Origin of the sequence: Nocardia donostiensis, from assembly GCF_002081715.1 — a bacterium.
Lineage (GTDB): Bacteria > Actinomycetota > Actinomycetes > Mycobacteriales > Mycobacteriaceae > Nocardia > Nocardia donostiensis.
Genome location: NZ_MUKP01000008.1, coordinates 1 through 24,409 on the forward strand (window position 1 = coordinate 1; position 24,409 = coordinate 24,409).

7 protein-coding genes are annotated in these 24,409 nt (G+C 65.1%); 4 read left to right on the top strand and 3 right to left on the bottom strand.

Annotation, left to right across the window (positions count from 1 at the left end):
• Positions 1-353: 353 nt before the first annotated feature.
• From B0T44_RS07325 to B0T44_RS07335, 3 genes are all read right to left on the bottom strand, one after another.
• Complete coding sequence (locus B0T44_RS07325; protein ID WP_077117483.1) at positions 354-998, bottom strand: hypothetical protein; 645 nt, start codon at positions 996-998, stop codon at positions 354-356.
• Positions 999-1,561: 563 nt separating this feature from the next.
• Positions 1,562-19,645 carry a non-ribosomal peptide synthetase gene (locus tag B0T44_RS07330; protein WP_367946991.1) on the bottom strand — a complete coding sequence of 6,028 codons (18,084 nt, stop codon included), beginning with the start codon at positions 19,643-19,645 and terminating at the stop codon, positions 1,562-1,564.
• Between the two features lie 1,053 nt (positions 19,646-20,698).
• Positions 20,699-21,469, bottom strand: coding sequence for an aminoglycoside adenylyltransferase family protein (locus B0T44_RS07335; protein ID WP_254854201.1), 771 nt, complete (start codon positions 21,467-21,469; stop codon positions 20,699-20,701).
• A gap of 146 nt (positions 21,470-21,615) precedes the next feature.
• On the opposite strand from B0T44_RS07335, the gene B0T44_RS07340 reads away from it, so the two are divergent.
• The 4 genes from B0T44_RS07340 to B0T44_RS07355 are packed head-to-tail and all read left to right on the top strand — an operon-like array spanning position 21,616 to position 24,243.
• Positions 21,616-22,833: a TerC family protein gene (locus B0T44_RS07340; protein WP_077117489.1), complete on the top strand. Its 1,218-nt coding sequence runs from the start codon at positions 21,616-21,618 to the stop codon at positions 22,831-22,833.
• Positions 22,834-22,868: 35 nt separating this feature from the next.
• Positions 22,869-23,039, top strand: coding sequence for a ribbon-helix-helix domain-containing protein (locus tag B0T44_RS07345; protein WP_077117491.1), 171 nt, complete (start codon positions 22,869-22,871; stop codon positions 23,037-23,039).
• A gap of 2 nt (positions 23,040-23,041) precedes the next feature.
• Positions 23,042-23,383: a VOC family protein gene (locus tag B0T44_RS07350; RefSeq protein WP_077117493.1), complete on the top strand. Its 342-nt coding sequence runs from the start codon at positions 23,042-23,044 to the stop codon at positions 23,381-23,383.
• A gap of 23 nt (positions 23,384-23,406) precedes the next feature.
• Positions 23,407-24,243: a class I SAM-dependent methyltransferase gene (locus tag B0T44_RS07355; RefSeq protein ID WP_254854205.1), complete on the top strand. Its 837-nt coding sequence runs from the start codon at positions 23,407-23,409 to the stop codon at positions 24,241-24,243.
• Positions 24,244-24,409: the final 166 nt, after the last annotated feature.

Consider the following 24,409-nt stretch of genomic DNA (forward strand, 5'->3'; position numbering starts at 1 on the left):
ACATCCCACGCTCGAATCGCTGCGCTTCGGCCTGGGCAGCAAGCGAAAGAACGACGCAGTCGCGAACCTCATCGACCTGCCGAACGACGGCGACTGGCGGAAGCCGCTGAGTGACTGACAGGACCGACTCAGCCGCAGTCCCCGCTACTCCCGATCTCGAAGGCAGCCGCCGACCGCACCATCGGTCTCGAGCCGAGATCCGACCGCGGAGAGTTCCCGTCCACCCGTTGTCGCTGGCGAGTTGTGTCAGAAGAGCGTGTCGGTCGGTAGCCGGTGGGGCCAAGCCTGTCAGCGATGTGTCGATACCGGCCGGCCTCGTCGCCCAGGGCAAGTGCACTGATCGTGGTAGCCCTTCACAGAAACTTCACTCCGCGCCATATCACGCCTTTCATCAAGGTTTCGCCGAGTGCGGGATCATGGCCGGTCAGGTCCGCCAATTCCTGCGGAGAGGGATAGTTCTTCACCCGTCCGTTGAACCGCTCCAAGATATCGGATAAGAGCTGTCGGTCGGCTGGGTGGCATTGCATTTCCGCTACGCGTGCTTTGATGGAGTTGACCGTATCACGCAGAAATTGCCGGTCGCGATCGAACTCGAAACCTTGCCGTGCGAACACATAACTACCGTCTTGCACTGCGTGCAGTTCGACGCGGTGAACGCCGCAGCGGCGGTAGTAGTTCTCCATTGCCGTGTTGAACGCCGTCGCGAATCCGGTACGGGTTCGTGTCATCAGCAAGCTGTTGTTGTATGCTACGATTTTCCCTTTCCGATCTTCGTATATTTTCCGTCCAAAGGTTCCTACGACGTTTTCTTCGTTGTCGTAGACAACGCCCATGTATGTGAATCCGGGACGACCTTTGGCTGCTGATTTTGTGAAATAGTTGGCGTCGGTGATTTTTATTCGAAAGGGTCCGTACTGCTGGTTCAGTCCCGACAGTTGATCGAGTAGTCGGGCATTGTTCGGTGGCATGGCCCGAAGCAGGTCGGTGAGCGGGGGCATCGATGACAGATCGGGAATCCTCTGCCTCGGATCGACAGGGCCTCGGCTTGCGCCCGTATCGTCGTTGCGCGGGGAGAAGCGCTGAAGTCGCGTGCCGATACTGCGGGCAACCTGTCCTGATCGCGGGCGCTGTGGCGGGCTGCGGTACCACGGAGGGCTTCGGTCACGCCCTCTAGCGGCCTGGCATGGACGCGAGCGATACCCTTGGTGAGATTCCGTGCCTGTTGCAGCACTTTGCTCCACACCTGGGACCATTCCGACGACAAACTGGCCAACCCTCCCGGAAAAAGTCCCTTTCGAGGCATTCCACTGGTACGGCCAACTGGCACGACGAGTTGGTGCTCCGGGTCTTATTTCGTAGTCGACACTCACGTGTAACCGAGGTGTGAACCGGTTGTGGGGCGCCGTGTCAGGTTCGCCATCGGAGAATGTACCGTAAGTTGCCGCTGTGTGGCGGAGCGAGTACTACCGGCTGTCGTTCCCCGCGCTACTTCGGGCATCGACTCCTTCTCGGCGTTGCCGGGTGCAGGGGTTGAAGAGACCGTACGGACACTCGGGCATGGTCATTGTTCCAGTCGGGTGTTCAGAATACGGGCGATCCGGGCGATCACCGTCGGCTCGGTCATTGCCAGATGAGTTGTATCGATATCGAAGTTCGAAATCTGTCCGCGGACATGGGGCGCCCAGCCCGGGTGCCCTATCGCGTCGGATCGCCTTTCGCTGGTTGCGGTGAAGTACAACATGTCGCTGTCCAGGACCGGGGGTTGCCAGGAGCTGGCGGCTCGGATCGACAGGTTGTAAGCGTCGGTCATGCGTTCGATCGTTGCGGCGTCGATATCGATGCTGCCGCCCAGTCGCTGCCGGATCAGGTCGGCGGCTTCCTCGGCCGTCGCATCGGAACTCACGTAATCGATGCCGATGACCGGACCGAGGTTGCTTATCAGTTCTCCGGCGGTGACGGTGGAGAGGGTTGAGGAGTCGACGCCATCCGCTTCGGAGTCCAGCAGTGCCAGCAGCGCGATCTGCTCACCGGCGGCACGCATCTCGACGGCGATGGCGTGGGCGATCAGTCCGCCCAGTGACCAGCCGAGTAGATGATATGGGCCGTGTGGCTGGACTGTTCGGATCTCGTCGAGGTAGCGGGTGGCGATGTCCTGGATCGAAGTGGGGCCGGGGCTTTCGCCGCTGATTTGTGGTGTTTGCAGGCCATAGATCGGTCGATCGGCGGATAGGTACTCGTCGAGTGGGCGGTAGCACCAGGCCAGGCCTGAGGCAGGGTGGATGCAGAACAGTGGTGGTTGGTGGCCGCTGGTGCGGATCGGTAACAGGACGTCGAAACCGAGGGCGGCCCGGTCGGTGGTGGTGTGCCCGGTGCGCATGCCTGATTCGATCCGCTTCGCCAGGTCGGCCGGGCGAGGATCGGAGAGCATCCAGCTGACCGGTACCTCGTAGTCGAGTTCTTTTTTCAACTCGCTCACCACTTGCACCGATCGCAGCGAGTTACCGCCCAATGCGTAGAAGTTGTCGTCGGCCCCCACTCGGTCCACGCCGAGTACCTGTCCGAAGGCGCGGGCGACTTCTTCTTCCAGCCACGACGACGGCTCCCTGAACTCCCCCATCGTGTGCACCGGCTTCGGCAGCCGCGTGCGGTCCAGTTTGCCCGACGCGGTGAGGGGTACGGTGTCGAGCACCATCACTGTGGTGGGCACCATGTAGTCGGGTAGTTCGGTGGCGGCGTGTGTGAGGACCGCTTCGGTGTCGATGGTGGCGCCTGTGGTGGGGACGAGGTAGGCGACGAGTTGGTCCCCGGCGCCGGTGGTGTGCACTGCCGCGATCGCGCGGGCGATGGTGTGGTGTTCGGCGAGTACGGCTTCGATTTCGCCGAGTTCGATGCGTAGGCCGCGCAGTTTCACTTGGAAATCGGTGCGGCCCAGGTATTCCAGTTCACCGGCGCGGTTCCAGCGCGCCACGTCGCCGGTGCGGTACATGCGTTGGCCGTCGGTGTGGGGGTCGGGTACGAACCGTTCTGCGGTCAGGCCCGGGCGTGCGTGGTAGCCGCGCGCGATCTGGTTGCCCGCCAGGTACAGCTCCCCTGCCACGCCGGGTGGTACCGGATGCAGTCGGGTGTCGAGTACGTATGCTCGTACGTTCCATACCGGTGTGCCCGTGGGTAGGCTTCCGGCGTCGGTTTCGCTTACCGGGTGTGCGGTCGCGTGCACGGTGAATTCGGTTGGGCCGTATAGGTTGTGCAGTTCGGTTCCGGGCAGTGCTCGTCGTGCCGCGGCGACCACTTCCGCGCCGAACGCTTCGCCGCCTACGAGTAGTGCCCGCAGCGACGCCAGTGTTTCTGCGGGTGCTGTGTTCGCGAACGCTGCCAGCATCGATGGCACGAAGGAGGTGATGGTGACTTGGTGGGCGGCGATGGTTTCGGCGAGGTAGGCCGGGTCGGTGTGTCCGTCGGGTCGTGCGATCACCAGTTGCGCGCCTGCTGCCAGGGTTGCGAATAGTTCCCATACCGAGACGTCGAATGTGGCTGGGGTTTTTTGCAGTACGACGTCCGCCGGTGTGAGTGTGTAGGTTTCGCTGAGCCAGTGCAGTTGGTTCAGTACGGCGCGGTGCGGTACGGCTACGCCTTTCGGGCGGCCGGTGGATCCGGAGGTGAAGAGTATGTAGGCGAGGTTGTGTGGTTGTAGTGGTGTGAGTCGTTCGCTGTCGGTGATGGGGGTGTCGTCGAATTCGGTCAATTCCAGCCCGTCGAGGGATGTCAGCACCACCACCGGTGCCGCGGTTGCCAGCATGTATTCGATGCGTTCGGCTGGGTGGTCTGGGTCGATCGGCACGTATCCGCCGCCGGCGGCGTGTATTGCATACATTGCGGTGACTTGGTCGAGGGAGCGTCGCATCCGCAGTGCTACCAGTGTCTCTGGTCCCACTCCTTGGGTGATCAACCAGCGTGCCAGTCGGTTTACGCGTGAGGCGAACTGGGCGTAGGTCAGTGTTTGTTCGCCGGATATCACTGCGGGTCGGTGGGCGTGGGTTTGCGCGGAGTGGGTGAACAGTGAGGCGAGTGTTTCGTTCGGGGTGAGTGGGTGTTCGGTGGCGTTCCACTGGGTCAGGACGGCTTCTCGTTCCGTGGTGTCGAGTAGGTTCACGTCGTGGATCGGTTGTGTGGGGTCGGCTGCTAGGGCGTGGAGCAGCCGCAGGAGGCGGTTGACGAGGGTGGTGACGGTGGCTTGGTCGAAGAGGTCGGTGGCGTAGGTCACCCCGCCGGTGATGCCTGCCGGGGCGCCGGTGGGGCCGTAGGTGTCCGATACGGTGATCTGTAGGTCGAACAGTGAGGTCCCGGTGTCGGCTTCGATGGCTGATACCGAGAGTCCGGGCAGTTCGAAGTCGGTTGCGGTGAGGTTTTGGAATGCCAGCATCACTTGGAACAGGGGGTGGTGTGCGTGGGAGCGCACAGGGTTCAGTTCCTGCACCAGTCGTTCGAACGGTACGTCTGCGTGCCCGAATGCGGCTAGGTCGTTGTTTCGTACGTGTTCGAGTAGTTGTGTGAATGTCATTCCTGTGGTCAGTTGTGTCCGTAGCACGAGGGTGTTGACGAACATGCCGACCAGGTCGTCGAGTTCGGGTTCGCCGCGTCCGGCGTAGGGTGTGCCGATCGCTATGTCGTCGGTGCCGGCCAGTCGTGCCAGTGTGGCGGCCAATGCGGCGTGGAAGACCATGAACAGGGTTGTGTTGTGTGTTCGCGCAAGGTGTTCCAGTTGGGTGTGGAGTTCGGCGCTGATGGTGATCGGTACGTTTGCGCCTGCGTAGGACTGTGTCGGTGGTCGCGGTCGGTCGGTCGGTAGTTCCAGTAATGCCGGTAGGTCCGCCAGCTGGTTTTTCCAGTAGTCGATTTGTGCGCGCAGCAATGATTCGGGGTCGTGTTCGGTGCCCAGTATCGTGTGCTGCCAGATCGCGTAGTCCGCGTATTGGACTGGGAGTGGTGTCCAGGCTGGTGCTTCGTCGTGCAGTCGTGCCGTGTATGCGGTTGTCATGTCTCGTGCGAGTGGGCCCAGTGACGATCCGTCGCCGGAGATGTGGTGTATCACCACGGCCAGTACCCATTCGTGCTGTTCGAGTTCGAACAGTTGCACTCGGAACGGTATCTCGTCTGTCAGGTCGAATACGGTTGATACGAAGGCTGTTATCGCTGGGGCCAGTTCCGGTTCGGTGCTGGGGGTTATGGGCATCGGGGGGATTGCGTCGGTGGCGGGAAGAACAATTTGTGCCGGTTCGCCCGCTGTGTGGGGGTAGATGGTTCGTAGTATTTCGTGTCGGGTCACTACGTCGGTGATCGCTGCGTGTAATGCGTCGAGGTTCAGTTGCCCGGTCAGTCGTATCACGATCGGGATGCTGTAGGCGGCGGAGTCGGGTTCGAACCGGTTGAGGAACCACATTCGTTGCTGTGCGTAGGACAGCGGGATGTGTTGCGGGCGTGGTTGTGGAGTCAACGCTATCCGGCCGGTGTCGGCGTGTGATTCGGCTCGTGCGGCCAGCTTGGTGACGGTCGGTGCTTCGAAGATCATGGATACCGGGACGTTCGCGTCGAGCGCGGCGCCGATGCGTGCGGCTACGCGGGTCGCGACCAGGCTGTTGCCGCCCAGTTCGAAGAAGTCGTCGTCGGCGCCCACGGGGCTGTCGAGGTCGAGTACTTCGGCGAATACACCGGCTACGATCTCCTCTACCGGTGATGCTGGTGCTCGGAATTGTTTGGCCTGCAGGATGGGGGCGGGTAGCGCTTTGCGGTCGAGTTTTCCGTTCGGTGTCAGGGGGATCTGATCGAGGACCATCACTGCGGTGGGCATCATGTATGACGGCAGTGTCTCGGCCAGCGCCGCTGTCAGCTGTGCACCGGTCACTTGTGTTCCCGTTGTCGGCACCACATACGACACCAGCATGACCGGTCCGGTGCCCTCACGGCGGGGCACTGTCGCGGCGAATGCCACGCCCTCGTGTGTTCTCAGCGCTGTGTCGATTTCCTCGAGTTCGACCCGGAATCCGCGCACTTTCACCTGGAAGTCGTTGCGTCCCACGAATTCCAGGTCGCCGTTGGTGTTCCATCGCACCAGGTCGCCGGTGCGGTACATGCGGTGGCCCGGTTCCCCGTAGGGGCATGCGACGAACCGGGCTGCGTTGGTGTGCGGTTTGTTGAGGTATCCGCGGGCCAGTCCGGGGCCGGTGAGATACAGTTCTCCGGCTACGCCTACCGGTACCGGTTGCAGCCGGGTGTCCAATACCAGTGCTTGCATTCCCGGTATGGGGGTGCCGAGCGTCGGCTGCTGCCCTGGTTGTATCGGGTTTGCTGTTGTGGCGATGATGGTGGTTTCGGTGGGGCCGTACCATTCCCGGAATTCTCGGGTTCCGGCGGTGTCGGTGCCTGCCCACCGGTAGGCCAGGTCGGTGGGGACGTTTTCACCGCCGCACATCACGACCCGCAGGTCGTCGAGCCCTGTCGGATCCACTGATGCCAGCGCGGCGGGGGTCACGAAGGCGTGTGTGATGCGCTGTGTGCGGAGGAATTCGGTGAGTTCGTTCCCGCCGTACATTCCGGCTGGTGCTATCACCAGGGTGGAGGCGCAGCTGATGGCCAGCAGGATTTCCAGCAGTGATGCGTCGAATGAGGGTGACGCGAAATGCAGCACCCGGGAGGTGTGGTCGAGGGTGTGTGGGGCGCGCTGTTCTGCCAGGTAGCCGGCGATACCGGAATGGGTGATCACGACGCCTTTGGGTATTCCGGTGGACCCGGAGGTGAAGACCGTATAGGCCACGTTGGTGGCCCGCAGCGGTTGCAGCCGCTCCCCCGCGCCGATCGGGTCGGCTGTCAGCGTGTCGATCTGCGCGACCGAAGCCGGGTCGTCGAGTTCGATCCAGTCCACCGAATCGGGTAGCTGGGTTCGCGCCTGCGATACTGTCACGCCCAGTACGGCAGCGGATTCGGTCACTATCTGCTCGATGCGGGTTGCGGGATAGCCGGGGTCGACCGGTACGTATCCTGCGCCCGCCTTCATCACCGCCCACCAGGCGACGACCAATTCCAGCGACCGTGCTGCCGCCACCAGTACCGGTTTCTCCGGTCCGGCTCCTCGGCGGATCAGGAAACGCGCCAACCGGTTGGACTGTTCGTCCAGCTCCGTGTATGTCAGCTCGGTGTCCCCCGCTACCACGGCCACGCCTTCGCTGTTGTCTCGTACGGCTGCAGCGAAGACTTCCGGTAGCAGTCCGGTGGTCTGCGGTGTTCCTGCGGGCTGCTTCCCTACCCGTGATACCAGCTCCGAGCGTTCGTCCGGGGCCAGCCAGTCGATATCTCCGACCGCTACTGTTGGGTCGTCGGTGATCGCTTCCAGTATTCGTAGCATTCGTTGGACGAACCCGGCTGCTGTCGCCTCGTCGAACAGGTCCCGCGCGTACATCAGTGTTCCGGTGATGCCTTGGGCTGCGCCGGTGTTGCTGTAGGAGTCGGTTATCACCAGTTGCAGGTCGAACTGGCACATCCCGGTGTCCACGTCCTCCTGTGTCACCACGATGTCCGGCAGTGTCACGTCCACGGCCGCGAGGTTCTGGAACGCCAGCGCCACCTGGAACAACGGGTGCTGCGCCGCCGTTCGCTGGGGGTTCAGTTCTTCCACGACCCGCTCGAACGGCACATCGGCATGTTCGAACGCTTGCAGGTCTGTCTCCCGTGTCCGCGTCAGCAGGTCGGTGAACGGTTCACCGGTATTCACCGGAGTCCGTAAGGTCAGGGTGTTCACGAACATGCCGACCAGGTCGTCCAGGCCTGGCTCGCCTCGCCCTGCGACGGGGGTGCCGATCGTGATGTCTTCGCTGCCGCTCAACCGGTGCAGTAGCACGGCCAGGGCCGTGTGTATCACCATGAACAGCGAGGAGCCTTGTGATCGCGCCAGCTTCAGGAGCCGCCCGTGTACTTTCGCATCGATGTGCACTGGTACTCGACCGCCTGACAGCGACGCTACCGCCGGGCGGATGCGGTCTGCTGGTAGGTCCAGCCGGTCCGGTGTCCCTGCCAGCGTCGAGCGCCAGAATTCCAGTTGCGCGGACATCAGCGAGGTGGGGTCGTCCGCTGCTCCCAGCACTTGCCGCTGCCACAGTGCGTAATCAGCGTACTGCACTGGCAGGGGCTGCCATACCGGTGCGTGTCCGGCTACTCGCGCCGCGTACGCCGTCATCACGTCGCGGGCCAGTGGCCCCATGGATTGTCCGTCGCCGGCAATGTGATGGACTACCAGCACCAGCATGTACTGTTCGGTGCCTTCGGCGTCGGGGCCGAGTTCGAACAATCCCACTCGTATCGGCACCTGCATGGTCACATCGAAACCGGCGCGCACGAATTCACCCACCACGTCCTGATCCGAATTCGCCTGCGCTGGTATCGGTTCCGCCGCCACTGCGGGCTCGTCCAGAATCATCTGCTGCGGTGCGCCGGCTGTGTGGGGGTATATCGTCCGTAGTACCTCGTGTCGTGTGACGACGTCTCTGAGTGCTGCCCCCAGAGCTTCGGTGTTCAGCTGTCCCGACAACCGCAACAGCACCGGGATGTTGTATGCAGGCGAGTCGGGTTCGAGCTGGTTGAGGAACCACATCCGCTGCTGTGCCAGGGACAACGGTATAGGCTCGGGGCGCGCTCCCGCTGTCAACGGAATCCGGCCTCCGCGGCGGAGCGTGCTGGTGAGCTCGGCCAGTTTCGCGACGGTCGGTGCCTCGAATACCGACCGCACCGGCACATGTGCGTCGAGCGCGGCGCCCACGCGCGCTACCACCAGCGATGCGGTCAGCGAATCGCCGCCGAGGGCGAAGAAGTCGTCGTCGGCTCCCACGCGGTTCACGTCGAGCACCTGCTCGAATGCTTCTGCGATCACTGCTTCCAGCCATGTCGAGGGTGCCCTGAACTCGTGGGCAGCGAACACCGGTTCCGGCAGCCGGGTGCGGTCCAGTTTCCCGTTCGTGGTCAGCGGCACGTCGTCGAGCACTATCACTGCGGCCGGCATCATGTATGCCGGTAGCGCTTCGGCCAGCGCGGCGTTCAGTTCCTCGCCTGTTACGTCGGTTCCCGCTGCCGGCACCACATACGACACCAGTGTCACCGGCCGTCCGTCGTCGCTTCGAGGCACGGTGACCGCGAAGGCCACCTCTGCGCGTGCCCCCAGCACGGCGTCGATCTCCCCCAGCTCGACTCGGGTGCCGCGCACTTTCACTTGGAAGTCGTTGCGTCCCACGTATTCCAGGTCGCCGTTGGTGTTCCGTCGCACCAGGTCGCCGGTGCGGTACATGCGGTGGCCCGGTTCCCCGTAGGGGCATGCGACGAACCGGGCTGCGCTCAAGCCTTTCTTGCCGATATATCCGTCGGCCAGGCCCGGTCCGAACAGGTACAGTTCGCCTGTGACGCCCGGCGGTACCGGTCGCAGCCAGGTATCGAGGACTGCGGCCGCGACGGGGCCGACCGGTTTGCCGATGGTGATCGGGGCACCGGGTGTCAGCGCGTTGCTTCCGGTGGCCCAGATCGTGGTTTCGGTCGGCCCGTAGAGGTTGACCATGGTGCGTCCGGGCGCCCACTGTTCGACCAGTTCCGGCCCGACCGGTTCACCGACCGATGCCAGCATGCGCAGCTCGTCGAGACCGTTCCGTGGGAGGGTCGCCAGCGCCGATGGTGTCAGTACGGTGTGTGAAATATGTTCGCGCTGTATCAGTTCGGCCAGGTCGTGGCCGCCGTAGACGTCTGGTGGTGAGATGACCAGTCGGCCGCCCGAGCCGTGCGCCAGCAGCAGCTCGAACACCGAGGCGTCGAAGCTGGGTGAGGCGACCTGCAGTACCGTCGATGTCGGGTCGGCGCCGAGTATCCGGCGCTGCGCGGCGACGACATCGGCCAGGCCGCGGTGGTTGACCAGCACACCTTTGGGTGTTCCCGTCGACCCGGACGTGTAGAGGACATACGCTGTCTGATCTTTCCGGATCGGTGCGCCGCGTTCGGTGTCGGTGATCGGTGTGCCGGGTTCGCGGTCCACTGTGCGGGTGGTGTTCTCGTCGTCGAGGATCAGCCAGTCGACGCTGTCGGGCAGCTGTGTGCTGAAGGCGGTGATGGTCAGCCCGAGCGAGGCGTGCGAGTCCGACAGCAGGAACGCGATGCGTTCGGGTGGCAGGTTCGGGTCGATGGGTACGAACGCGGCGCCTGCTTTGGCGGCAGCCCATATCGTGGTGATCGCGTCCAGGGAGCGTGGGAGTGCGGAGGCGATGGTGGTCGCTGTCCGGCCGGTGCGTCGGAGCAGGACCCGGGCCAGACGGGTGGACCGTTCGTCGAGCTGCCGGTAGGTCATGGTGGTCTCGCCGCAGGTTGCTGCGAGCGCGTCCGGTTCGGTGGTAGCGGAGGCGGTGAGGATGTCGTGCAGCGTGTCCGGGACTGCATGCTCTTCAGCTGGTGTGGGCCAGGAAGGGCCCGGTTCGTCGTTCAGTGAGATTTCGCCCAGCCGGGTGGCGGGGTTTCCGGCGATCCGGTTCAGCAACTCGACGAAGCGGTCGAGGATGCGGCGCGCCTGTGGGGTGTCGAATGCGTCGGTGCGGAAGCGGAGGGTGATGTGCAGTCCTTGGGTCTCGCCGTGCTCGGTGTGCTTCGGTGCGACGACCAGGCTCAGCGGGTACGGGGTGGCGTCGGCGCCGGTGATGTCATCGACGTGTAGGCCCGCTGTGTCGACGAGTTGTTGCAGTGCCGGGCGGTCGAGGGGGAAGGATTGGAAAGCCAGGGCGGTGTCGAAGAGTTCGGTGACGCCGAGGCTGCGGTGGATCTCGGGGAGGCCGATGTGGTGGTGGTCGAGCATGCGGGCGTGCTGTGCCTGAATCCTGGTCAGCAACTGCTGTATCGATAGCGTGGGGTCGAGCTGGGCTCGGACGGGGATCGTGTTCAAGAACATGCCGAGCGTCTGGTCTACCCGCGGTAAATGCGGTGGCCGTCCTGAGACAGCGGAGCCGAAGATCACTTCGGTGTCCCCGGTCAGTATGCGCAGGTTCAGGGCCCAGGCTGCGGCGACGGCGGTGTTGATGGTGACGGCTGCGTCCGCGGTCACCTGACGCAGTTGCTCGAAACGTTCCGCAGGCAGCTCGGCGCCGACTTCGGCGGCTGCCGGCGAGCCCGCCGCACCGGCTGTGCGGGCCACGCGGGTGGGTGAAGCCACATCGGAGAAAGCGTGCGCCCATGCGGCTTTGGAGGCGGTGAGATCTTGCTGATGCAGCCAGGCCACGTAGTCGCGGTAGGAGGGGGCAGGCCCGAGGGTGCCGATGTGTGAGGGTGTCCCGTAGTAGTCGAGCAGTTCCCGCATCAGCAGCGGCATCGACCAACCGTCCAGGATCACATGGTGGTTGGTGACGAGCAGCCGGAACGCATGGGTATCGAGGCGGATCAGTGTGAATCGGATCAGCGGGGGTTCCGACAGGTCGAAGCCTGCCGCCGCGTCCGCTGCGGCGATATCGTCGACCTCGGTCGAGGTGTCCGCATCGCCGTCGGTGAGGTCGATCTCCCGGAACCGGGCATCGGCGTGGTCCAGCACGATCTGGCATGGCCCGGCGGCGGTGTCGGCGAAAGCGGCGCGCAGGGTATCGTGCCGGTCGATCACTGCTTGCGCGGCCCGCCGCAGGCGTTCGCCGTCGACCGCGCCGGAAAAACCGATCACCGTTTGGACGGTGTAGTTGTCCTCGGTATCGGGGTTGTATGTCGAGTGGAAGTGGATACCGGCTTGCATCGGCGACAGGGGCCACACGTCGGTCAGGGTGTGATACTGCCGCTCGAGTCGATCGATATCGGGTTGGGTGAGCGAGACAAGCGGGAAATCCGTGGGACGGTAGGGGCGTCCCTCGGTGCGGTGATCTGTTCGGGGCTGTACCTCGGTCACGGCAGCTGTATCGGTGCGGGCTGCGGCGGCGAGAGCGGCCACGGTTTTGGCTTCGAACACGTCGCGCGGGGTGATGGTGAACCCGGCGGATTTCGCCAGCGCCACCAGCCGCATCGAGACGATGCTGTCGCCGCCGAGGGTGAAGAAGTTGCTTTCCGCTGAAACGCTGTCCAGGTGCAGCACTTCGGCGAACAGGTGCGCTATGACCTGCTCGGCGTGCGTGGACGGCGGCCTGCCGCCGGTGGCTGTCGACCGGTAGGGGCGTTCGCGTAACGCTTTCCGGTCGATTTTGCCCGAGGGTGTGCGCGGCATCGAGTCGAGTTCCACGATCGCGGCAGGGTTCAGGTAATGGGGTAGCGTGCCGGCGAGTTCGTCGTGCAGTGCCGTCACATCCAGTTCTCCCCCGGATGCGGCGACGACATAGGACACCAGTACCGGTTCGTCGGCGGGCCCTTTCTGGGCGACGGTGGCGGCACCGGCCACGGCAGCGTGCCGCACCAGGTGGGCGTCGACCTCCCCCGGTTCGATCCGCTGGCCGTGGATTTTGACCTGTTGATCGGTGCGGCCCAGGTACTCCAGTTCCAGCCCGCTGCGGCCCCGCACCCAGCGCACGGAATCACCGGTGCGATAGATCCGTGCACCACGGGTGGATCTGGGGTCGGCGACGAAACGGGACGCGGTCGCGCCCGGCCGGTCGACGTAGCCTCGGGCCAGTCCGGGCCCGCCGAGATAGAGTTCGCCGGCGACCCCGACCGGCACCGGCCGCAGCCACATATCGAGAACCGCCACCGACACACCCCGGGTCGGGCCGCCGATCGTCACCGGCTCACCAGGTGTCAGAGCATCGGAGCCGGTCGCCCAGATCGTGGTTTCGGTCGGCCCGTAATGGTTCATCAACCGGCGCCCGGGCCCCCACCGGTTCACCAGATCCGGTCCGGTCGCTTCGCCGACGACTGCGACCGTTTCCAGACACGGAACCCGGGCCGGGTCCATCGTGTGCAACGCGGACGGGGTGATGATCGCGTGGGTAACCTGCTGTGAACGCAGCAGCTCCTCGAGATCGGTGCCGGCATACACCTGTGACGGCGCCACCACGAGGCAGGCGCCGCTGCTGTGTGCCAGCAGCAGCTCTGACAAGCAGGCGTCGAAACCTGGGGAGGCGACCTGCAACACCACCGAGGCGGTGTCGGCAGCGAAGGCGTCGGCGTGCGCGGCGACCAGGTTGGCCAGGCCTCGATGGCTGAGGTGGACCGCTTTCGGTGTGCCGGTCGAGCCGGATGTATAGATCACATAGGCCGCGTTGTCGGCCCGCACCGTGCCTGCCGCTATTGGGGCGCTGTCCGGGTGCGGGAGTTCTTCCTCGGTGTCGAGGATCAACCAGTCGACCGTGCCCGGAAGTTGCGGTGCAACAGCACTGGTCGTCACACCCAGTGCGCTTTGTGAGTCGGCCAGCAGCTCGGCGAGCCGCTCGGCGGGGTTGTCGGGATCCAACGGCACGAAAGCGGCACCTGTTTGTGCTACCGCCCATATCGTCACGACCAGCTCGACCGAACGGGGCAACGCCACCGCGACGAACGATTCGGGGCGAGCACCGTGACCGGTCAGCAGGCGAGCGAGCCGGTCTGCGCGACGCTGCAGCTCACGATAGGTGAGGGTGGTCTCACCCGACCGGACAGCCACCGCGTGCGGATACCGTTGCGCGGTGGTGGACAGGATGTCGCGCAACGTGAGCTCTGCGGGCGCCGAGTCACTGCCCACCGACAGCAGTTCGGCCCGTTCGCTATCCCAGCATGAGGAGATCGCAGCGACTTTCTCGCCCGGGTCGGTGACGATCTGCGCCAAGATCAGCTCGAATCGTTCGAGCATGGTGCGGGCATCGCCGGCACCGAGCCGGTCGGTGCTGAATCGCAGCGTCACCGTATGGGTGCCGGGCTCGCTGATATCGGATGCCTCGTCGCGAGTCGACCGCGGCGGGGTCACCTGCAGGCTCAGCGGATATGGTGTGGCGTCGTGTGCGTCGATATCGACGAGCCGCAGATCGGCGGCGCGCAGATCGCGAGCCAGCCCCTCCCGGTCCAGCGGGTAGGACTCGAGCACCGTCACCGTGTCGAACATATCGGCGACCCCGGCGGCCCGTTGCAGCTCCGCCAGGCCGATATGCCGATGGTCCAGCATGGCCGCTTGTTCGGATTGCACCCGGACGAGCAGGTCGGCAACGGTTTCGTGAGGGTTGAGCCGGACCCGGACGGGCAGTGTGTTGATGAACAGGCCGATCATGTGCTCCACACCCAGGATCTGCGGCGGGCGGTGGGACACCGTGTTGCCGAATACCACATCCGAGCGGCCGGTCAGGGCGGTGAGCAGCAACGCCCACGCCACCTGCACGGCGGTGTTGGCGGTGACACCATAGGCGCGACCGAGATCGAGCACCGCGGCGGTGGTCGCGGCGTCGAGACGCATATCGACTTCGCCGTTGTGTGCGGTGACGGCCCGCTCCGGTCTGCCCGTGACCCGCGTCGGGCTCTCGATCCCGGCGAGCATCTGCCGCCACGCGGTTGTTGCGGCGTCACGATCCTGGACATGCAGCCACTGCAGATAGTCACGGTAGGAACGGGGGGCCGCGATCCCGGCCGGATCACCGCCGGAGGTGTACAACGTCAGCAACTGGTGGATCAGCAGGGGCATCGACCAGCCATCCAGCACGATGTGATGGTTGGTGACGAGCAGCTGGAACTCCTCGGTGCCGGTGCGGATGAGGTGGAAACGCAGCAGCGGCGGACGAGCCGTATCGAACGGAGCCGACGCCGCTGACGTGAGTCGCTGCAGCGCGCGGGCGCGTTCACCATCCTCGCTGATATCGGTGAGGTCGCTGTGGCGCCATTCGGCCCGGGTGGTGCTCGTCACGATCTGACGTGGCCCCTCGGCGCTGTCGACGAACGCGGTCCGCAGGCTGTCGTGCCGGTCGATGAGCGCCTGCGCGGCGCGGCGCATCCGTTCCGGATCCACCTGCCCGGCCAGGGTGAGCGCTGCCTGCACGATGTAGCCGTCGACGCCGTCGCGGTCGTAGGTGGCGTGGAACAGCAACCCGGACTGCAACGGGGTCAGCGGCCACACATCGGTCATCGACGGGTATTCCCGCTGCCAGCGGTCGATATCGTCCTGCGCGACCGCGACGAGCGGGAAATCCGACACGGTGAAACCGCCGGCGGATTCGGATCGGGCGTGTTCGGCGAGCGCCCGCAGCGCCTGCACCCACAGTCCGGCGAGCTCGTCGACATCCGCGGCGTCGAGGACATGTGTGGCGAACTCCCAGGTCGCGTCGAGTTCGGTCCCGTCGGGGCCCTGCTCGGCGATCGCGTTGATATCGAGCACGGCGGGCAGCGCCATCTGCGGATCGCTCGTCGCGGTCAGGGAGGTGAATTCGGTGGTGGGTGCCCACGCCCCCGAGTGTTCGCGGGCACCCACCCGCCCCAGATAGTTGAAACTGATCTGAGGTTCTGGTGAGCCCGCGAGCTCGGCGCAGGCCCGGGGATCGAGGTAGCGCAGCATCCCGTAGCCGATGCCGTTGTCCGGCACCGCCCGCAGCTGCTCCTTCACCTGTTTGACCGCCATTCCCGCAGCCGCGCCGCCGGCGAACGCCTCCTCGGGGTCCACGCCGGACAGTTCGAGCCGGACCGGGAACCGGGTGGTGAACCAGCCCACGGTGGCGTGGAGATCGGCTCCCGGCACGGCCTGTTCCTCGCGGCCGTGCCCCTCCACCGCGATCACCTCCCCGCCTGCGGTCGTGCCACGTCTGCGCCGCCACTCACCCAGCGCCAATACCAGCGCCGCCAGCAGCGGATCATTGGCGCCGCCGTGGAAACGGGCCGGGATGGTGGTGAGCACCGCCTCGGCAACATCTGCCGGGACCCGCACGTGTCTGCGGCCCGCGGTGGCCACCACGTCACGGGCCGGGTCCAGACGCCGCGCCCCGAGAAGCTGTTCGCCGCCTTCGAGAGCTGCTTTCCACAAGTCGAGTTCCGCTGCGCACCGGCCGGGTGCTTGCTCGACCAGACCGTGCACCCAGCGCCGGACCGAGGTGGTGCCCGCGCCGGTGGGCGGGTCGCTGCCGTCGCGAACCTGCCGCCAGGTCTGCGCGAGGTCGGCGAGGATTATCCGCCACGACACGGCGTCGACAGCGAGGTGGTGGATCACCAGCCACATCAGGTCAGGGCCGTGCCCGTTGCGACCGTTGCGGTCGTTGCGGTCGTGCATCCAGACGGCCTGCACGAGCACACCGTTGCCCGGGTCCAATCGATCCGCGGCCGCGTGCAGGTGCCTGTCGATGTCGGTGGCGTCGCGTCGGTCGAGCCGGACGCCGGCGAGCACCGCGTCGGCGTCGACGGATCCCGGCTCGCGGACATCGAGGAACCGGTCGGCCGACTCGGTGCCGCGCAACACCGCGCGCAGCATGTCGTGGCGGTCCAGCAGAGATTGCAGCGTCCGCACCAGACTCGTTCGGTCGGCCCGCTCCGGGAGCTGAACGAGGGTGGCATGGGCGAACCGATCGACGTGGCCGCGGTCGAGCATGGCGTGCATGATCGGTGACAGCGGCATCGGCCCGACACCGCCGCCGGGCAACTCGGCCAGCCGGGTGTCGCTGCCGGTTTCGGTCGCTATGGCGGCCAGGCCCGCGACGGTCTTGTACTCGAACACATCCTGGGTGGAAAACCCCAACCCCACGGCCTTGGCCCGCGCCACCAGCTGAATCGACAAGATGCTGTCGCCACCGAGGGCGAAGAAGCTGTCGTCCGCCCCGACCTGCCGCACACCGAGCACCTCGGTGAACAGCCCCGCCAGCAGACTTTCCCGGCCAGTGGCCGGTAGCCGGCCGGCCGCTACGGTCCCGAAAACGGGTTCGGGCAGCGCGCTGCGATCGAGTTTGCCGAACGCGTTCACCGGCAAAATCTCCAGCGGCACGATCACCGCCGGGACCATATGCGGCGGCAGGCACTCGCGGGCGAAGCGCTCGAGTGCCAGCGGATCGATGCGACGGCCGTCGATCGGGACGACATAGGACGCCAAAACGGTCGCGTCGGCGTTGTTACGCACCGGCACTGTGACGGAAAGATCCACATCCTCGTGCCCGGTGAGCGCCGCGTCGATTTCGCCTGGTTCTATCCGGTATCCGCGGATCTTGACCTGGAAGTCGCTGCGCCCCATCAACTCCACGCTCATCTCCGAGCCCGCACCGGTCCAGCGCGCGAGATCACCGGTGCGGTACATCCGCTCACCGGCACCGCCGTACGGATCGGCGACGAACCGGGCCGCGGTATCACCGAACAGGTGGCTGTAACCGCGCGCCAGTCCCGGCCCGGCCAGATACAACTCACCCACGGTGCCTTTCGGCACCGGTTGCAGGGTTCGGTCCAAAACCATGGCCGCTACGCCGCGGATAGGGCCGCCGACGGTGAGGTCACGGTCGGGTCGTATCGCGGCGCCTGCGGCGGTCACCGTGGTTTCGGTGGGCCCGTATTCGTTGTCCATGGGTACCGTCTGCGCCCAGCGTTCGATGACGTGCGGTGGGCACACGTCGCCCCCGACCACAACCCTGCGCAGGTCGGTCAGCAGATGCGGGTCCACGGTTGCCAGCATCGCGGGCGTCAACGTCAGATGGGTTACCCGCTGGTCGGCCAGCAGCTGGGTGAGCTGTGCACCGCCGATCACGTCGGGGGGTACGACCACCAGCGTGGCCCCGTTGGCGAAGCAGGTCAGGAACTGTTCCAAGGAGGCGTCGAAACTGGGTGAGAGCGCATACGACACGCGGGATGTTGCGTCGATACCGTAGGTGTGGCTGCGGTCGGTGAGGAGATTCGCCAGCCCGGTGTGGGTGACTTGGACACCTTTCGGTAATCCGGTGGACCCCGACGTGTAGGTCACATAGGCGAGGTTGGTGGCCCGTAACGGGCGGGTCCGCTCCTCGTCGGTAATCGGCCCGCCCGCAGCGTCGTCGCATTCCCGCAGGGTCGCGGGGTCATCGACAACCACCTGCTGCACCCCCCGCGGAATCCGCTCACGGTGGGCGCCGACGGTGATTCCCACACGTGCGCCGCTGTCGGCGATCATGTGCTCGATACGTTTCGGCGGGTACTGCGGGTCCACGTGCACGATCGCGGCCCCGCATTTGGCGACCGCCCACGCTGCTGTGATCGATTCGACCGAGCGGCGAAGCACGATCGCCACCGCTGTGTCCGGTCCGCAACCCAGAGCTATCAGCTGCCGGGCCAGCTGGGAGGAACTGGTGTCCAGCTCGCCGTAGGTCACCGTCCGGCCGGGCGAGGTGATCGCAGTCGCCGCAGGGTTGCGCTGCGCGCTGTCGACCAGAATGTCCGGTAGCAGCCGTGTTTCGACGCTGCTCGGTCCCCGCACCGGCAGCAGCGCGGCTCGTTCCTGCGCTTCGAGCAGCGCCAGGCTGCTGACCTGGCATCCGGGTCCCCCGGCGAGGAACCCGTGCAAAAACATGAGGAACCGTGTGTGGTGGCCGGCGAGCTCGGCCGGGCTGTAGATATTCGGGTTGCCCTGGAAGTCGATGTGTGTGCTGTCCTTGCCTGCTCCCGGGTAGATGTTGACGAACAGGTCGGCGGTGGGTCCTGAGGTCAAGACATGCAAACGTCCGGTCGTGTTGCCGAGCACCACCTCGTTCTCGACCATCATGAGGTTCACGGCCGGCCCGAAGGACGCCGCCTCATCGCGCGCGATCCCCATATCACCGAAGATGTCCTCTTGGCGGTAGCGCTGTCGCCGCAGGGCACTGGTCAACTCGCTACGCGCAGCGTCGATCACGGCACCGACGTTGCGGGAACCGACCCGCACACGCAGCGGGACCACATTGGCCACCATGCCCCCCGAACGACGCAGCACAGCAGAGTGCCGACCCGACACCGGCAGGCTCAGCAGCACTTCCTCGCTTCCGGTCATCCGGGCCAGATAGGCGGCGAACGCCGCGACGATGATCGGAGCGACGCTCGTACCGCGCTCGGCTACGACGCTGTCCAGCAGTTGCACGGTGTCGTCCGGCAAGGGGGCGCTGACCAGCGTCGGATGAATGGTGGGCTTGCTGATGCGACCGGCCAGGCTGACGACGGGCGGCGCGCCTGCCAGATGCTGCGTCCAGTAGGCGCGGTCGTTGCCGAAACGTTCAGAATCCCGGTACGCCAGATCCTGGGCGACGATGTCCCCCAGGTCTTTCGCTGTCGACGGCGGGGCCTGCTCGCCACGGAGCCACGCATTGTACAACTCGGTGATCCGGTGCACCATGGTGACCGCGGCGAAACCATCCAGCGCAATATGGTGAGCGCGCTGATACCACAGGATGTGATTCGAGCCGACCTGGAACACCACACTCGTCATGAGACGGTCGTTCAGCAAGTCCAGTGGGGCGGAATAGTCCTGGACCATCAACTGGTGGGCGGCCGCAACGGGGTCGCTGTGGTGGCGCAAGTCTACGATCGACACGGCAGAGCCGAGGGTTTCGTCGACGAACTGACATGGTTCTCCGTCGACCTCGATCAGGCGCATATGCCCGGATCCGAATTCGCGACCGACGGTATCGCATGCCGCGACAAGCAATTCCGGTTCCACGTCGCCGATGAGCTCGACGTATTGGGCCACAGATATCGGCGACGACCCCGCGAGGTGCTGGGCGAACCAGATCCCCCGCTGCGCGGCGGTCAACCGAAGAATATCGAAGGAGGGCGGGCTTGCGGAACCGACACCGTTGGAATGTGCGCCCGAGCCATTACCGGAAAACAGGTGACCGGAAAACTCGGCGGACCCGATCTGCGAGGAACTCGACCGGTCCCGGCCACTATCGAGGTTGCGCTGGAATCGAGACACCTGACCTCCATAGATTTCGTCATGTCAGGAGCCGGCACTTCGGGTCGCCCCTGACCCCCCGAAGGGTCTGTGCATCAGTCCGAAAACAGGCAATGAATTCCACGGGAATGGCACCGAGTGCCGCCAGCCGAGGCATTTCGTCTGCGCTGCGGTAGGCCACATGGCGCGACAGTCCACGCTGAGCCCGGAAAGAAATCACCCTGGGAGAAAATGAGACCCGACGGTGACGAATACCGTGGATGCGGCTGCAGGCAAGCTCAGCGGGCTAGGAGCGCGAGCTGTCGCAAACCATCACGGTGCAGGGGGTTTTCGGTGAACAGGGAGATTGCGGAGTCGCCGTCCGGCGCATTCGGCGCGGACACGCCTCTCGATGTGGACGCCCGCGTCGCCACCGTCTTCTGGACGGAAAACACGCAGGTTGCCGCAGTGACCCGGACCCGAGGCGGGTTCGGCGAGCAGGAAGCGAACATCGTTGGAATTCATCGGTTGCACCGGATCGCCGTCTGGCGGGTGGTATACCACTACGCCAGTTTTGTTCTAGCAGAAATTCAACGACCACGCTGTCGTCGAATTCGTGCTGTGGTTTCTCCGCAACCCCGACAATTGGGAGGATTCGTCTGTCGTGTCGACCTGTCGTAAAAGCATTGGTCGACAGTCGTCGACGCGTATCCGCGATTTCGACGACCAGCTCGAGAGGAAATAATAAACGAGGGTAAGGGAAGTCCGCAATGGCCGTTGATGGGGTGACACCCCGCGCGGGCGCTGGACGACGGCCCGGCAGCATTCTGCGGAGCCGTTGTCTTCGCCACGCTGACCGTCTGGGACCTGGTGGTCGTCGACTGGATCATCCTCGTCGGCCTACGTCCCCGCCTGCTGGTACTGAGGCCATGCTCATCTGGTGTGCGGTGTGCCGACTACGCCGAGGATGTAGTCGGCGTAGGGTCGCAACGAGGAGCGCAACCTGCCCCAGTTTTCCTCTTCCGCACCGAGGTAGACGGCGCGGGCATGTTCGAGCACGGGCCGATGCTCGGCGGGCAGCTGCCGCAGCGCCCATCCGGCGGCCACATCCTTGGGTTCGATCCTTCCCGTGGCCAAGGTGGTCCAGGTGCGGGCCAGCCGGAGAACCACATTGCGGGTGTCGGTGTCCAATTCGTTCAGCGATTCGGGGATATCGGCGGTGATCGCGTGCTCTAGATCGGCGCGCGGAACCGGGTCGAGCACCCGCGCCGGCGCCGGACCGGTGACCGCGGTATCCCCCTGCAGTACCATCGTGACCAACAGCGCCAGATCAGGACTTGCCACAGCCGACGGGACTTCGCCGCGCTCGTACTGCACACGCTCCCACTCGCCGTACTGGTATTCGCACCGCGGCGGGTAACGCCACGGCCGCACATCCTCGTGCACGACCGCCGTCAACTCCACCGGCCGAGCCGGGCCGCGCGGCGGGTACTCCCCGGAGATCGTGAGCAACTCCCCGGTCAACTGCTCGCGTTGCCGTACCGTCAACCGGCGATCCAGCACGACGAACACGTCCAGATCGCTGGACTGTCGCAGTCCGCCGAGCACCGCCGACCCCAGCAGATACGCTCCCACCACCGGCGCCCCGAGCACCGTCTCGACCACCCGAACCACGCTTTCGGCCTGCTTCATCGCCTCCGTCACCGCTTCGACGGTAGAGACTTCCCCCAGCTCGGTCCACGGATTTTCTCCAGCCCCGGCCCGCCGCCGCCGAAACACCGGGGAGCGCAAGGCGACGGCAGTACAGTCGCTGACCAGAACCACGTGCAGGCACCAGTCAGGAGGCCGTCGTGACCGTTCCCGCGTTGGCTTGGGTGGGCGCGCTCGCCCTGATCGTGGCGTTGCTGCTGTTCGACTTCTTCGTCCACGTCCGCGCAGCGCACCGTCCGTCGCTGGCGGAGGCCGCGGTGTGGTCGGGCGCCTATGTCGGGGTCGCGGTGCTGTTCGGGTTCGTGGTGTGGGGGTTGGGCGGGTCGACGATGGGCATGGAGTATTTCGCCGGGTACGTCACCGAGAAGGCGCTGTCGGTGGACAACTTGTTCGTGTTCTTGATCATCATGACCTCGTTGCGTGTTCCGGCGGCCGCCCAGCAGAAGGTGCTGCTGTTCGGGATCGTGTTCTCCCTCATCGCTCGCGCCGGGTTCATCTTTCTCGGCGCGACCCTGATCAACCGGTTCGCGTGGGTGTTCTACCTCTTCGGCGCCATCCTGTTGCTCACCGCGGGCAGCATGCTCACACCCGAGAGCGAAGAACGCCACGCAGGCGACAACATGGTGGTCCGCATAGCTCGTACGGTGTTGCCGACCAGTGACACCTACGACGGAGACAAGCTGTTCACTCGCGTCGACGGCAAGAAGCTGATGACCCCGATGCTGCTGGCGATGATCGCCATCGGCGGCACCGATGTGCTGTTCGCGCTCGATTCGATTCCCGCCATCTTCGGTCTCACCCAGAACGTGTTCCTGGTTTTCACCGCAACGGCGTTTTCCCTGCTGGGGTTGCGGCAACTGTTCTTCCTCATCGAGGAACTGCTCGACCGCCTCATCTACCTCAGCTTCGGTCTGGCGGTGATGCTGGCGTTCATCGGAGTGAAGCTGGTTTTGCACGCGTTGCACGAGAACAATGTTCCGTTCATCAACGACGGACAGCCGGTGCCGGTCACCGAAGTCTCCACCGGTATGTCGCTGGCGCTGATCGTCGCTGTGCTCGTGGTAACCACGGTGGCGTCCCTGCTCAGCCCTTCGGGTAAAGCACAGACCGCGGTAGCCAATGCCCGCCGCCACGCCACCCGCTACCTGGACCTCGGTTACGAAGCCGACCAGAACCTGCGGGAACAGACCTACGCGAAAATCCTGCGCGAGGAACACGTCATCGCCGGTTTGCCTCGCAAACAGCGCGAACAGATCCGCGACCGCGAACCCGAGCTCACCATCCTGTTGCGCCGCGCGCACCGGGTGCACGAGGACCGGGTGGCCCGTATCCGCGCGGGGCTGCCGCTGCGCATGTGAACATTTCTAGCTTGCTAGCATGCTAGCATCGAGGTGTGGGCGACGAGGATGTGAAGCAGTTCAACGTCTATCTGCCGATCGGACTGATCAAGCAGATCAAACACCGGGCGATCGAGTCGGGAACGTCGTTGTCGGCGCTGGTTGCCGATGCACTGCGCGCCTACCTCGACGACACCCCATCGCAGTCACCGACAGAAGAGGATTGATTATGACGACCGAAGGCATCGGGGCCGTGTTCCTGGAAACCCACAATTGGGGCAAGACGGCCAGGTTTATGCAGGCACTCGGATTCGAGCTCGAATTCGAAACCGACCACAACTCGGGCCAATTCCGTCACGGTGACGGGCCCTATGTATTCATTGCCGAGGTCGCACCGACCCAGCAACCGCGCACACAGCTGGTTCTGAACGTGGCGGGCACCCATGAGCGTCCCGGCGCCGACGTCGAGATCGTCACCGAGTTCGAGCACACCCACTACGGGACTCAGGAGATGACCGTCCGCGACCCCGACGGGCGGCTCTGGAGCCTGCAAGCGCCGGGTAAGGAGTGAACACCGTGCCGAACGAGCAGACGATCACCCCGGACAGCACCGCGCTCCGCGTGGCACTGTGGCGGGCCGTCCACGTACTCGACGATGCACCGCCGCACGTCATCGACGACGAGATCGGCCTGCGGCTAGCGGCGCCGGAGGACGGCTGGCGCGACCGCCCGGATATGGATCCGCACACGACCGCCCCGATGCGCGCGGGCATCGTGTCCCGTGCTCGCTTCATCGAGGATCTCGTTGCCGAACAGACCGCGCGCGGGGTGGACCAGTACGTTCTCCTCGGCGCCGGACTGGACACCTTCGTGCAGCGTCATCCCGAAGCGGCCGCACAGTTGACGGTGTTCGAGGTCGACCAGCCCGGCCCGCAGGCATGGAAGCAGCAGCGCCTGAACGAACTCGGTTTCGGCGTCCCGGATCATCTGCGGCTGATACCTGTCGATTTCGAGGTGGACTCGTGGTGGCAGCGGCTGACAGCCGCCGGTTTCGACCCGCACCGTCCGGCGCTCGTGGCATCCACCGGCGTGACCATGTACCTGTCCCGGGAGGCGAACATCGCGACCTTGCGCCAGATTTCCCAGCTGGCGCCGGGCTCCACACTGGCCACCACGTTCATGCTGCCGATCGACCTCGTCGGCGGCGAGGAGCAGCAACTGCGCCGGTACGTCGAGCAGGGTGCCCGCGCTTCGGGCACTCCGTTCATCAGCTTCTTCCGCCCCGAAGAGATCGTGGCCCTGGCCGAGGAAGCCGGGTTCGCCGCTGCCCACCATATTTCGTCCGATGACCTGACCGCTCGTTACTTCGCCGACCGCACCGACGGTCTGCGGCCCGCCGAGTCGGAACAGATCCTGGTAGCCACGACCTGAACGGTGTGTATCCGGAATGCGGTGGCCACCGCTGGTGGGCTCACCGGGCAGGCTCTGCGGAGCCCGGGATACAGGGGTAGTGGTGTAACCAGCCGAAACGGCTCGTCGGTACGGCTACACCACTACCCCCTTTCTCGCGGCCAGTCACAGTCGCTGCTGATGCCGA